The sequence below is a fragment of the Pseudoflavonifractor sp. genome (genome assembly GCF_050943825.1).
In the GTDB taxonomy this organism is placed as follows: Bacteria; Bacillota; Clostridia; order Oscillospirales; family Oscillospiraceae; genus Pseudoflavonifractor.
On record NZ_JBMNPX010000007.1, the window covers coordinates 71,930 to 85,214 of the forward strand.

Annotated in this window: 12 protein-coding genes; 7 read left to right on the forward strand and 5 right to left on the reverse strand. The window is 52.0% G+C overall.

Annotated elements, in window-relative coordinates; translation table 11 throughout:
- The first annotated feature begins 65 nt into the window (after positions 1-65).
- Entirely contained in the window at positions 66-311 is a 246-nt protein-coding gene (locus tag ACOX7T_RS08285; RefSeq protein WP_433441689.1) for a DUF6061 family protein, read from the forward strand.
- A gap of 53 nt (positions 312-364) precedes the next feature.
- Here ACOX7T_RS08285 and ACOX7T_RS08290 read toward each other — a convergent pair whose 3' ends face one another.
- Positions 365-676, reverse strand: a complete 312-nt coding sequence (locus ACOX7T_RS08290; RefSeq protein ID WP_433441691.1) for a helix-turn-helix domain-containing protein — start codon at positions 674-676, stop codon at positions 365-367.
- 110 nt (positions 677-786) lie between these two features.
- Here ACOX7T_RS08290 and ACOX7T_RS08295 point away from each other — a divergent pair, with 110 nt between their 5' ends.
- From ACOX7T_RS08295 to ACOX7T_RS08320, 6 genes are all read left to right on the forward strand, one after another.
- Complete coding sequence (locus tag ACOX7T_RS08295) at positions 787-1,251, forward strand: hypothetical protein (protein ID WP_433441693.1); 465 nt, start codon at positions 787-789, stop codon at positions 1,249-1,251.
- Positions 1,252-1,361: 110 nt separating this feature from the next.
- Positions 1,362-1,574 carry a helix-turn-helix domain-containing protein gene (locus tag ACOX7T_RS08300; protein WP_297202301.1) on the forward strand — a complete coding sequence of 71 codons (213 nt, stop codon included), beginning with the start codon at positions 1,362-1,364 and terminating at the stop codon, positions 1,572-1,574.
- Positions 1,561-3,048 (forward strand): Eco57I restriction-modification methylase domain-containing protein, encoded by a 1,488-nt coding sequence (locus ACOX7T_RS08305; RefSeq protein WP_433441695.1) that lies wholly within the window; start codon positions 1,561-1,563, stop codon positions 3,046-3,048. Before ACOX7T_RS08300 ends, ACOX7T_RS08305 begins: the two co-directional genes overlap by 14 nt.
- Positions 3,045-3,962 (forward strand): BsuBI/PstI family type II restriction endonuclease, encoded by a 918-nt coding sequence (locus ACOX7T_RS08310; protein WP_108981132.1) that lies wholly within the window; start codon positions 3,045-3,047, stop codon positions 3,960-3,962. The genes ACOX7T_RS08305 and ACOX7T_RS08310 overlap by 4 nt, the downstream gene beginning before the upstream one ends.
- A 28-nt stretch (positions 3,963-3,990) precedes the next feature.
- Positions 3,991-4,692: a hypothetical protein gene (locus tag ACOX7T_RS08315; RefSeq protein WP_433441698.1), complete on the forward strand. Its 702-nt coding sequence runs from the start codon at positions 3,991-3,993 to the stop codon at positions 4,690-4,692.
- 12 nt (positions 4,693-4,704) lie between these two features.
- Complete coding sequence (locus ACOX7T_RS08320) at positions 4,705-5,856, forward strand: PIN domain-containing protein (protein ID WP_433441700.1); 1,152 nt, start codon at positions 4,705-4,707, stop codon at positions 5,854-5,856.
- Between the two features lie 195 nt (positions 5,857-6,051).
- Here ACOX7T_RS08320 and ACOX7T_RS08325 read toward each other — a convergent pair whose 3' ends face one another.
- The 4 genes from ACOX7T_RS08325 to ACOX7T_RS08340 all read right to left on the reverse strand — a co-directional run bounded on the left by ACOX7T_RS08325 (position 6,052) and on the right by ACOX7T_RS08340 (position 13,158).
- Complete coding sequence (locus tag ACOX7T_RS08325) at positions 6,052-7,506, reverse strand: family 43 glycosylhydrolase (RefSeq protein ID WP_433441702.1); 1,455 nt, start codon at positions 7,504-7,506, stop codon at positions 6,052-6,054.
- Between the two features lie 165 nt (positions 7,507-7,671).
- Positions 7,672-10,968, reverse strand: coding sequence for a carbamoyl-phosphate synthase large subunit (gene carB, locus ACOX7T_RS08330; protein WP_433441704.1), 3,297 nt, complete (start codon positions 10,966-10,968; stop codon positions 7,672-7,674).
- A complete protein-coding gene (locus tag ACOX7T_RS08335; RefSeq protein WP_277215477.1) occupies positions 10,968-12,059 on the reverse strand; it encodes a carbamoyl phosphate synthase small subunit in 1,092 nt (363 codons plus the stop codon). Before ACOX7T_RS08335 ends, carB begins: the two co-directional genes overlap by 1 nt.
- 310 nt (positions 12,060-12,369) lie before the next feature.
- The gene (locus tag ACOX7T_RS08340; RefSeq protein WP_433441706.1) at positions 12,370-13,158 is read right to left on the reverse strand and encodes a metallophosphoesterase; all 789 of its coding nucleotides are present in this window, start codon (positions 13,156-13,158) and stop codon (positions 12,370-12,372) included.
- Between the last annotated feature and the right edge of the window lie 127 nt (positions 13,159-13,285).

Below are 13,285 nucleotides of genomic sequence, written 5' to 3' on the forward strand. Positions count from 1 at the left end.
ACCGAAACGGCCTTTGCGCCGCTGCGGAAAACCAATTGAAATTTAAGTATTAGGAGGTAACGAGTATGAGGAAGATTTTGTCTTGTGAGTTTAACCTGGACACCGTCTGTGTGGAGTTGCGTCTGGCGGGCGGGACGCTGCTCTCCATCGACTGCACGGCCGTGGAGAACGAACTAGCAAATAGTATGTACCAGCGGTCAGAACTGGACTGGCTGATCTACAACGATCCGCTGGCCTATGCCGAACTGATTTTGAATGGTGAGCCAGAACTATATCTAAAGGCTGTGACGGAGAAACACCTGTTAGGCTGACACAAAAAATCCGCCAGAAGCAACATCCTCAAGATGTGCCTCTGACGGATTTTTTACATCTTATCAATCAAAGCAAATACAATGGCCTGCTGTTCTTCACTTAGTCTTGACCAGCGTTCCAGAAGTTTTTTCTGCGCCTCAGTCAAGGAAACAGGTGCATCTCCTTCTGCAAACAGCTGAGACAGCGTAATACCAAAAGCTGTGCAGATTTTCTCCAGAGATGGAATGGTCGGAACCATGTTCTTACGATACCATGAGGAGATCGTGGATTGCGGTAAACCGGAGCGTTCTGCAAGCTGATACTCTGTCCAGCCCCGTTCCTCTCGATACGCGGTTATAACCGAGAGAATATCCTTCACCTGCATCACTCCTTTGCTTGTGTTCTTCGTAAATTATACTTTGATAAATCGTTGTGATTTAATCATTTATATCGTATAATTTTAACGATAAACACAACTATACAGGAGGGAGAACTTTGGGCGGAAAAAGCTGTTTTTTCATCGGACACCGCGAGACATCGGAAGAAATTTATCCGGCATTGTATGCGGCTGTGGAGCAGCACATTGTTGAATATGGTGTCAAAGAATTTATCGTCGGTCACTATGGTGGATTTGACCGCCTTGCAGCGTCAGCAGTTAAGGCCGCGAAGCATCTCTACCCAGATGTGAAGCTCATTTTGCTATTGCCGTACCACCCAGCAGAGCAGCCCATCTCAACGCCAGATGGATTTGACAGCACCCTCTATCCACCAGGGATGGAAAGCGTTCCACGCAAGGCTGCAATTATAAGAGCAAACCATTATGTTGTTGATCATGTAGACTATCTGATCGCTTATGCCTGGCACCCCGCCAGCAACGCGCGGGAGTTGGTGAAATATGCTCAGAAGAGACAGCGGAAAAACGGCATCCAAATAACCGTATTGACACAAGTCGCTATATAATTCTGCATACCATTTGACTTGAAATGGTCTCATGATTTCGTGAGTCTATCTTGAGGTATCGTGTGTTTTGTGATATAATTACTTATCCACACACGAATGGAGAAGTTGCAATGCCGGTATCTTATGATAAACTTTGGAAAATTCTCATCGACAAAAAGATGAAACGCTCGGACTTAAAGGATGCCGCAGGCATTAGCTTTAATGTCCTAGCAAAGATGGGGAAAAATGAATTTGTATCAATGGAGAGCCTATATAAAATTTGTGTGGCTTTAGACTGCGGCATTGATGAAATTATGGAGTTTACGAATCATGAGCATGCTTGACTTTGCAATTAATGCAACAACAGAATATATTGACCATATGCCGAAAAGTCAGCGCAAGAAATATGGCCAGTTTTTTACAAGCAAAGAAACTGCCGTTTTTATGGCTGAGCTGTTTAAGATTCCTAACGAACGCCAGACACTTTCTATTCTTGATCCTGGTGCTGGTTCTGGCATTCTCTCAATTGCACTATTGGAACGCTTGCAAGCTTTCTCGACAATAAAAGAGATTAGATTGGTTTGTTATGAGAATGACCCAAATGTAATGGAGCTATTGCGAGCCAATCTGGAGGTAGCGTGTAGTCAATCTCGACAGAAAATATCCTATGAAATCGTTTCTGATAACTACATTTTAAGCCAAGCAACTGACTATAATCTGATGTTAGGGGCGAATTTAGAGCCTGAAAAATTTGATTTTGTAATCGGAAATCCTCCATACATGAAAATAGCAAAGGATGCTCCAGAAGCCCTAGCCATGCAAGATGTATGTTATGGCGCTCCCAATCTCTATTTTCTTTTTGCTTCTATGAGTATGTTTAATTTGATAGATGGTGGAGAATTGGTTTATATTATCCCGCGCTCCTGGACTTCGGGTGCTTATTTTAAGAGATTCCGTCAGAAGTTTCTAAGTGAAGGTGTTTTGGAGCATATCCACTTATTTGTTAGTCGCGATAAAGTCTTTGAAAAAGAGAGTGTACTACAGGAAACTATCATTATTAAACTGAGAAAAACGCGCTCAAAGCCAAAAACTGTTACCATTACTACGACCCAAAGCAATGCAGACTTTTCCCAAAGGACCATTTTTGAGGCACCCTATTCTGCCGTTGTCAACGGATCAGATTCCTATGTCTATCTGGTAACAAATGCTGATGAAGTAGAGACACTTAATAGTTTGAACAAGTGGGAAAATACCTTGCCAAGCATCGGCCTAAAAATGAAAACCGGACTTACAGTTGACTTCCGAAACAGAGAAGCACTGAGAGATGCAGCTGAAGAACAGGCTGTTCCATTGTTCTATTCTCAGCACATACAAAATGGCAAAGTGGTTTTTCCTGTAGGGAAGGAACACGAGTACTTGGTTACTGAGCAGCGGGGGCTATTACAACCAAATAAGAACTATCTTTTTGTCAAACGATTCACAGCAAAAGAAGAACATAGGCGGCTTCAATGTGGTGTTTACTTGGCAAAAAAGCATCCTGAGTATTCCCAGATCAGCACACAAAACAAGATAAATTTTATCGATGGGATGCGTGATCTTTCGGAGTGTGTTGTGTACGGGCTTTATGTCTTGTTTAATTCCACCTTGTATGACTGCTATTATAGGATCTTGAATGGTTCAACGCAGGTCAATTCGACTGAGGTGAACTCTATGCCGGTTCCATCCATGGATGTCATTGAGGCCATGGGGAAAGAGCTGATTGCTGCACACGATATGTCGGAACCGGTTTGTGACAGAATTTTGAGGGGTTATGTATGAGTAGAATAGATGAAGCAAAAGAGATCTTAAATGCCTTGCAAGTCCCAGCAAAGCAGCAAAATGCCATGTGCTGTTGTGTTTTGCTTGCCATGGCGGGACTTGTTGAGGAAACTCCGTGGCAAGATGCGACGAACGAATGGATTCGTATTCACGATGTAATTGCTTTTTCGAATAACAATTATGGGACTACTTATGCGGAAAATAGTCGTGAAACCTTCAGAAAACAGGCTATGCACCATTTCAGAAATGCGGCTTTCATCGAGGATAATGGTAAGGCCACCAACAGCCCAAATTACCGCTATCGGTTGACAGATGAAATGCTGAAGTTGGTACAGAGTTTTGGTACAGATCGGTGGGAAACCAAGCTTACTTCTTTTCAAACTAATCACGACACGCTTGTTCAGTTATATGCTTCTAAGCGTGTCAGACGCAAAATGCCTGTGAAAATCAACGGTAAAGATTTCACTTTTTCTCCAGGAGATCATAATCAACTACAAAAAGCAATTATCGAGGAATTTGCACCGCGCTTTGCTCCAAATTCGGAATGCCTCTATGTCGGCGATACCATTGAAAAGGATTTGGTAAAGAACGAGGACAAGCTTAGTGAACTGGGATTTACTATTACATTACATGATAAGATGCCAGATGTGGTCCTCTACTCAGAGGAGAAGAACTGGCTGTATTTTATAGAGTCGGTAACATCTGTTGGGCCGATGGAGCCGAAACGCATCAAAGAGATCGAAGAAATGACCACCGGCGTAACCGCGGGGAAAATCTATGTTACAGCTTTTCTGGATTTTAAGACATTCAAGAAGTTTTCTGAGACACTTGCTTGGGAAACGGAAGTTTGGATTGCAGATATGCCGGATCACATGATTCATTTGAATGGTGATAAGTTTTTAGGGCCGAGATAGTTCTATAGATATGTATGGAGGCATGCCTATGTTCGGAAATCTAATATATTATAATAAAAAAAAGGTGGATCAGTATTCAACGCTCATCCTTGGACATGCAGCTGACTGGGAAAGTGCTGAAAAAGTTGACAACGATAATAAAGCATCTAATTATTTGTTGGAATGCGCCAAATTTGAAGAGATTTTGCAGCAGAGAGATGATTATTTTGATTTTGCAGGTGACAGTCAAAGCACCTCAATAAAAGATGTTAGAATTTCTTCAATCATCCGCGTTACGGGCGAAATTTATGTCCCAGAGCAGTTTGATATGATACATTTAATTGATGAATACAAACCATATATTTTGAATGGGATAGAATGTAATGGGACTGCGGAAAGAGGATTGCTCAATGCGGTCTTTTCTAACTCTAAGATGCGAATCCCCATTTTCTGTGAGTTGGGTAGCGAATGTGATTATTGGCTGGGAATTGGAAAAGTTTCGCCCGATAATTTGCTAATTGATTATAATGATTTAGAGGATTATGAAGGAAAAGAACTCACTATATTAGCAAAATTAGAATCCCGAAAGTATTACAAGGATACGCCACTCCCTGTATTTGACATATATAAAGATTTCCTTGGACTTAATCGAGCTTTGAGAAAGCAAATAACATCAACAAAAAAGCAAGAATTTGAGAGTATTGATATTGAGGAAGATTATCTGGGGTTAGAATTCCTGGCAATATATTGATAGGGAGAAGATATGAGAAGTGCAATTAAGGAATATATAGAGCCATCAAGTAAAGAAAAGCAGGAGCTGTGGGAAAAAGCGATATTTGTGTTTGATACAAATGTGCTATTAAATTTGTATAGATATTCTGCTAAGACTAGAAATTCTTTACTTGATGCATTTCAGAGCTTTAGGGATAGAGTTTGGATTCCGTATCAAGTAGCATATGAATATATGCGTAAACGCTGTGAAGTTATCTATGAAACCGTTCAAAGATATGACCAGTTTAAAAAAGAGATAGATGCGTTTACTAATAAGGCGATCGATACTTTGCGCCTCACTTCAAGTGACGATGAGATTTCAGACCTTAAAAGATACCTCTTTAAATGGTTGGATAGCAATAAAGATAGGAACCTATTAGTTTTAAACGTTGAAGCCGATGAAATATTAGATAAAATATTGACAATCTTCGAGGGGAAAGTTGGTGCAAAACTTAGCCAGGATGAAATAGACGCTATTAAAAAGGAGGGAAAAGAAAGATATGAAAAATCTATTCCTCCTGGATATATGGATGACAAAAAGCGTAAAGATCAACTTGACGATAATAATGCATATGGAGACTTAATTATATGGAAACAGACAATTCAATATGCTAAAGAGAGATCTGTGGGAATCGTTTATGTGACACACGACCAGAAAGAAGATTGGTGGAATATCGTCAAAGGTAAGACGATTGGTCCAAGAATAGAACTTAGACGAGAATTCACATCGGAAACAGGGCAAGAATTTCATATGTATTCCATGAACAGCTTCATAAATACATATAACAAAATGAATGAGGTACCAATTGATAAAAGTGCCATAGCTGAAGTAATAGGTCTTGAAAATGCTGATAAAAAAAGAGAAAGCAGGAAGAAAAGGTTAGAATTATCTTTATCCGAGCGGATCGCCCGAGTAGAAGAAACGCTTGAAAAAATTCAGAACAGAATATCACGGCGTCAAAAAATTGTCTCTGATATTGAAAACAAATATCAGAGACAAGGAGTTGAACTTCCAGAAAATATTCAATATCAATATGATAATACTAAAGCAAAACTATCAGAATTAGAAAGTGCTTATTTAGAAAAAACACAAGAGTTAGAAATGCTGAAACGCTCTCTAGCTTCTGATGAAGAAAAGTTGTAGAACGCGTGGCAACACTATGGCAACAAAAAATCAGATAGCCGTCACTATCTGAATAATGGAAATAATGTCAATACTCTGAGCTAAATCCCATAAGCAAATCTGTTTAGAAAACTTCTGGCAGGAGCGAGTGGGAATAATTTCATAAAAAAACAGGCAGGTCCCGGAGTTTCCGGGACCTGCCTGTTTTTGCGTATTTTATGACCTGTCTATCAGCTCAAAGGAGCGGAAATCAATCCTTCCCTTCCCTGCAAATTTGAAATACAATGCCCGGGTGCCGTTGGGAATTGTGCAGGGAGCACCCAACTCCTTCCAGGCATTTGAATTGAGATTCACCGAAATTTTGGCTGCCGGAGCCTTGAAATCCGGCGTGTCGGACACCAATAGCTCACCGCTGGCGTGACCCCGCAGTTCTGCGGACACAAATTTCAGCCCCCTGCAGTTAAAATACTTGAAGCCGGCCACCGCTCCGTCCCGCATGTTGGCCAGATACTGGCTGTCCCGCTCCTCGCCATCCTTCCCCTCCTGGGTGAAATAGGGGTGAGCAGCAAGCCGGAGCCGTGGGAACCGGATATCGTACCGTGCACTCCCTTTTCCGCTCCACAGGTTGCAGGCAATTCGGGCCGGATACCGGCCGCTGCCTTTCAGTGGTGCGCCGTTGAGGCCGCAGGAGGTGACCTCCGCCTGGCGGAAGCCGCCGTCCTGCCGCCGCTCCAGCTTCTCAGCGCAGGCCTGTCTGGAATAGGAGTGCCGGTTGGTCTGGCGGTGATAGAACACGTACCACTGGCCACCCACTTCCACAATGCCCCCATGGGTGTTGCCCAGGTAGTTGGCCGCCCGGGTCTCGTCGGTTCTGCCGTCCAGGAACAGGTCGCCAATGTCCACTAGGGTACCGCCGAAGGTGAAGGGCCCTCTGGGGCTGGGTCCCATAGCGTAGCACAGCTCGTGGTTGTGCTGGGAGGAGTAGACAAAGCAGTACTGTCCGTCCACCTTTCGAATGGAGCTGGCCTCAAAGAAGGCGTGGTTCTCAAAGGCACCCGGCTTCCCCTTAGTGGGGAAGAGCAGGTCAGGCCCGGACTTGATGGTGACCATATCCGGCTCCAGCTCCAGCACCACGCCACCCGAGTTGGTCAGATTGTGGAACCCGGAGGCCACGGCGGGCACCTTGGTGGCAAAACCGGAGTAGAGCCAGACCCGTCCGTCATCATCGGTGAGCACGCCCGGGTCAAAGGGAAAGGGTTCCCCCGATTTGGTACCCCAGATGTGGCCGTCTTTGAATTTCACATGGCCGTGGAACTGGTACTCGCCCGCCGGAGTATCGCACACCGCCACTGACATAACGCCCAGAAAGTCAATGGCATAGTAGAGATAATAGCGTCCATCCGGGCCCTGAGTCACGTCAGGCGCGTACAGGCACCGCCGGCCTTTCTTGTTCATAGGGTCCTGATTCTTGCGGTAGATGATACCCTCATACCGCCAGTCCCTCAGATTCTTCACAGGAGCGGACCAGCAGACGTAGTCATTCATACAGAAGAGAGGGCCGCCGAACCGGTCGTGGGAGCCGTAGACATATACCCGGTCGCCAAACACATGGGGTTCACCGTCGGGGACATACTCCCAGCTGGGAAGATAGGGGTTAAAGGCCTGCTCCATACCCGTTCCTCCAGTTTTCTTAAAAATATAATATTATTGATGGAGAGCTCCTTTTGACATCCTGCTCTGTGCTTAATATCAGAACCTTAAAGGAGCTATCCGTCAAATTTGCCTGCGCCAACAAAAGTTCCGCGCCGGATAAATCATCCGGCGCGGAATTTTTGTTCAGATGGTGGTGATATCGATGGGGCGCAGGTCGGCGCTGCGGCCCTGCTCCCGGACGGTGAGGATAGCCCGTGCGGTGTCCACAGCGGTGACGCAGGGCACAGAGTGCTCCACGGCGGAGCGGCGGATCTTGAAGCCGTCGGAGCTGTGCTTGCGGCCCCGGGTGGGGGTGTTGATGACCAGGTCCACAGACCCGGAGGCGATCATGTCCAGGATGTTGGGGTGGGCCTCGGACACACGAGCCACACAGCGGCACTGAACACCCGCGGCCTCCAGGGCGTCGGCTGTGCCGGAGGTGGCCAGAATCTCAATGCCCATATCGGCCATGCCACGGGCAATACCCACGATTTCGCCCTTGTCCTCGTCCTTCACGGTGACGATGACCCGGCCGTCCCGCTTGGGCACCTTCATGTTGGCGCCCTTGAAGGCCTTCAGCAGGGCCTGGGGGAAGGACTCCGCCAGACCCAGGCACTCGCCGGTGGACTTCATCTCAGGGCCAAGGCCGGTGTCCACGTCGGTCAGCTTCTCGAAGGAGAACACGGGCATCTTCACGGCGTAGTAGCTGGCCTCGGGGTAGATGCCGGTGCCGTACCCCAGGTCCTTCAGCTTCTGACCCAGCATGACCTTGGTGGCCAGGTCAATGATGGGCACGCCGGTGACCTTGGAGATATAGGGGATGGTGCGGGAGGAGCGGGGGTTGACCTCAATGACGTAAATCTCGTCGTTGTAGAGGATATACTGGGCGTTGATGAGGCCGATGACTCCCAGGTGCCTGGCCATATCCCGGGTGTAGCGCAGGATCATGTCCTTGTGCTTGTCCTCCAGGTGGAGGGGCGGATAGACGGCGATGGAGTCGCCGGAGTGGACGCCGGAGCGCTCCACGTGCTCCATGATACCGGGGAGCAGGATGTCCTCCCCGTCGAACACGCCGTCCACCTCCAGCTCCCGGCCCATCAGGTATTTGTCCACCAGAATGGGGTGCTCCTGGACGGTCATGTTGATGATCTTCATGAAGTCGATGATGTTCTTGTCGGAGTAGGCGATCTCCATGCCCTGGCCGCCCAGCACGTAGGAGGGCCGGACCAGCACCGGGTAGCCCAGCTCCCGGGCGGCGGCGAGGGCCTCCTCGGTGGTGAACACGGTCTGGCCCTTGGCGCGGGGAATGCCGCACTGCTCCAGAATCTCGTCAAACCGCTCCCGGTCCTCGGCGGCGTCCACGCCGTCGGCCGGGGTGCCCAGGATGGGCACGCCCATGTCGGTGAGGGCCTGGGCCAGCTTGATGGCGGTCTGGCCGCCGAACTGGACCACAGCGCCCCAGGGCTTCTCCAGCTCCACAACGGCCTCCACGTCCTCGGGGGTCAGGGGCTCGAAGTAGAGCTTGTCGGCCACGTCGAAGTCGGTGGACACGGTCTCGGGGTTGTTGTTGATGATAATGGTCTCATAGCCCAGGCGCTTGAAGGCCCAGACAGAGTGGACGGAGCAGTAGTCAAACTCGATGCCCTGGCCGATACGGATGGGGCCGGAGCCCAGCACCAGCACCTTCTTCCGCTCGGGCGCGCCCTCGGTGCGGTGAGGTGCGGCGGTGGCGGCGGACAGGTAGGGCGCCTCGGGGATGTGGGGGGCCAGCTCGCCCACGTTGGGCAGGTGGAGGCCGTCCACCGCCTCGTTCTCCTCATCGTAGGAGGAGTAGTAATAGGGCGTCTGGGCCTCAAACTCGGCGGCGCAGGTATCCACCATCTTGAAGGCAGGGACAATGTCCATGCTCTCCCGCAGGGCCTTGATCTCCTTCCGCTCCTTGCCGGACAGGGCGGCGATCCAGGCGTCGGAGAAGCCCATCTCCTTGGCCTGACGGAGGGTGTCGGCGTCCAGATGGCCGTGGTCCAGCTTGTCCTCCATGTCCACGATGTTCTGGAACCGGTCCAGGAACCACAGGTCGTACTTGGTAATCTTGTTGATCTTCTCAGGGGAGAAGCCGCGGCGCAGGGCCTCGGCCACCACGAAGAGCCGCTGGTCGTCGATGTTCACCAGTCGCTCCTCAATCTCCTCGGTGTACAGCTCGTCCAGGCCGGGCAGGCGCAGGGACTTCACCGGCAGCTCCAGGGAGCGGATGGCCTTCATCAGGGCGCCCTCGAAGGAGTTGCCGATGGCCATGACCTCGCCGGTGGCCTTCATCTGGGTGCCCAGAGTGCGGCTGGCGGTGGTGAACTTGTCGAAGGGCAGGCGTGGAATCTTCAGTACGCAGTAGTCCAGGGTGGGCTCGAAGCAGGCGGTGGTCTTGCCGGTAACGGCGTTGGGGATCTCGTCCAGGGTGTAGCCCAGGGCGATCTTGGCGGCCACCTTGGCGATGGGGTAGCCGGTGGCCTTGGAGGCCAGGGCGGAGGAGCGGCTCACGCGGGGGTTGACCTCGATGACCGCGTACTCGAAGGAGTCGGGGTTCAGAGCCAGCTGCACGTTGCAGCCGCCCTCAATCTCCAGGGCGGAGATAATGTCCAGGGAGGCCTTACGGAGCATCTGGAATTCCTTGTTGGCCAGGGTCTGGGTGGGGGCCACCACGATGGAGTCGCCGGTGTGGACACCCACGGGGTCGATGTTCTCCATGGAGCAGATCTGAATCACGTTGCCAGCGGAGTCCCGCATGACCTCGAACTCGATCTCCTTCCAGCCGGAGATGCACCGCTCGATGAGCACCTGGCCCACACGGCTCAGGTGGATGCCCCGGTCGGCGATCTCCCGGAGGGAGGGCTCGTCGTAGGCGATGCCGCCGCCGGTGCCGCCCAGGGTGTAGGCGGGACGGACGATGACGGGGTAGCCGATGCTGCCGGCGAAGGCCACGGCGTCCTCCACGCTCTCCACCACGTCGGAGGTGACGCAGGGCTGGCCGATGGCCTCCATGGCGTCCTTGAAACCCTGGCGGTCCTCCGCCTTGCGGATGGACTCAGGGCTGGTGCCCAGCAGGCGGACGCCGTACTTCTGCAGGATGCCCTGCTCGTGGAGGTTCATGGCCAGGTTCAGGCCGGTCTGACCGCCCAGGGTGGGCAGAATGGAGTCGGGACGCTCCTTTTCGATGACCTGCTCCACGCTGGCGATGTTCAGGGGCTCAATATACACATGGTCGGCAATGTCCTTGTCGGTCATGATGGTGGCGGGGTTGGAGTTGACCAGCACCACCTCCACGCCCTCTTCCTTCAGGGCGCGGCAGGCCTGGGTGCCGGCGTAGTCGAACTCAGCGGCCTGACCGATGACAATGGGGCCGGAGCCCAGCACCAGCACCTTCTTGATATTCGGATTCTTGGGCATTACCGCGCCCCTCCCTTCTGCTTCATCATGTCCACAAAGTTGTCAAACAGATACTCGGTATCCATGGGTCCGGGGGAGGCCTCCGGGTGGAACTGGACGGTGAAGCAGTTGGGCCGCTTGTACTTCAGGCCCTCCACGCTGCCCTCGTTCACGTTCACATGGGAGATCTCGGCCACCTCCGGGTTCACGCTCTCCTTGGTGACCACGTAGCCGTGGTTCTGGCTGGTGATATAAGCCCGGCCGTGCTCCAGGTCCTTCACCGGGTGGTTGCCGCCCCGGTGGCCAAAGCGCATCTTCCGGGTCTCGGCGCCGGTGGCCAGCGCCAGCAGCTGGTGGCCCAGGCAGACGGCGAACAGAGGCAGGTCGGACTGATAGAGCTTCTTCACCTCTTCGATGATGGCGGTGTTGTCCGCCGGGTCGCCGGGGCCGTTGGACAGCATCACGCCGTCAAAGCCGCCGGTGAGGACGGTCTCAGCGGGCGTGTGGGCGGGATAGACGGTGACCTGGCACCCACGCTTCTGGAGGCAGCGGATCATGTTCTCCTTCACGCCGAAGTCCATCAGGGCTACCCGCAGCTGCTGCTCTCCCATGGCGGGATACACCTGGGGCGCCTTGCGGGTCACGGCCTCCACGGTGCCCTGCACCCGGTAGGCCTTGATCTTCTCCAGGCAATCCTGGACAGAAAAATGCTCCGCACAGGTGATCATGCCGTTCATGGTCCCCTCGCTGCGGAGTATTCTGGTCAGCGCGCGGGTGTCCACGCCCTCAATACCGGTGATATCATATTGTTTCAGGTACTCGTTCAGGCCGCCCTCACAGCGGAAATTGCTGCCACGGGTGGTGAGGTGACGGACAATGAAGGCCTCCGCCCAGGGACGGGAGGACTCGTTGTCCTCGTGGTTCACGCCGTAATTGCCGATAAGGGGATAGGACATCACAATGCCCTGTCCGGCGTAAGAGGGATCGGTCAGAATCTCCTGATAGCCCGTCATGGAGGTGTTGAACACCATCTCGCACACACGGTCTGCGGTGGAGCCGATGCTGCGGCCCGTAAAGGTCATGCCGTTGGCCAGGATCAAGGTCGCTTTCATCGCTTGTATCACGCCTTTCGTTCCTATCGTTCAGCCGTCAGAGCGCGGAAATCCCTCAATGCTACACGAAAGGGAACCGTTTCGGTTCCCTTTCCATTGCTCCGTCCGCCGGTACTGGGGCCGGTGGGCGCTCTGACAGCCTGTTATCCCATTGATTGTACTCTACTTGCCCGGTTTTGGGCAACTGTCTTTTTTCAGTATGAATGAAAATCGTAATTTTATACAAAAGATAGCCTATAATCTGGCTTTTTTGCTGTGAAACCGGCCTCTTTTATACAATTTCTTTGTATGAAGCAAAAAATCTTTTTGCTCACATCCCCGCTTCCGGCCCCAGCTCCAGCACCACCAGCTCAGGCCGGTTGAAGATCCGGGGAATCCGGGTGCTCTCTCTGGCCAGTCCCCGGCTGACCACCATGGTCTGCCCGTTCAGGTCATAAACTCCTCCGGCGTACTTGGGGAACAGCCCCTGGTTGGGGGCCAGCAGGCCGTTGATGAGTCCGGGCAGCCGCCACTGGCCGCCGTGGGCGTGGCCTGCCACCGTCAGGTCGAACCCATACTGTATGTATGTCTCCACCCGCTCGGGCCGGTGGGTCACCAGGATGGTGAACCGGCTCCCGTCCGCCGCCTCACCCACCCGGGTCATCTGTGTTTTCCACTCCACCGTCCCCACCGCCGGGTCGTCCACGCCGCAGATGCGCAGGTTCTGGCCGTTAATCGTCACGTCCTCCCAGGCTCCCGCCAGCACAACCGCTCCGCAGGACGCCATAGTTTCCTTGATCTCCTCCACCTGGCCGCTCCAGAACTCGTGGTTTCCGGTGACATAGTAGGTGGGGTACTGCTCCGCCAGCGCCTTCACCACCGTGTAGGCGTTCTCCACCGGCAGGCTGGGGTCGTCGTCCACAATGTCGCCTCCCAGCAGCACCAAATTGGGCTCCTCTGCCGCCACTGCGTCCAGCAGCTCCCGCTGGCCCTGGCCGTAGTCACAGCAGTGGAGATCGGTGATCAGGGCCACCCGCACGCCTCCGCTGAGCTTTTCACTCTCTATCTGATAATGGGGCACCGTCAGCCGGCTGTCCAGTCCCGCCGCCAACCCTACCACAACAGCCGCTGCTGCTCCGGCGCAGATCAGTCTCTTTTTTCTCTTTGTAATGGGAAGCACCTCCCCGGTGTATTTGTCCCCTATTTTATGTGCTTCTCCTCTGCCCGTCAACCTGGAATAAAAAACG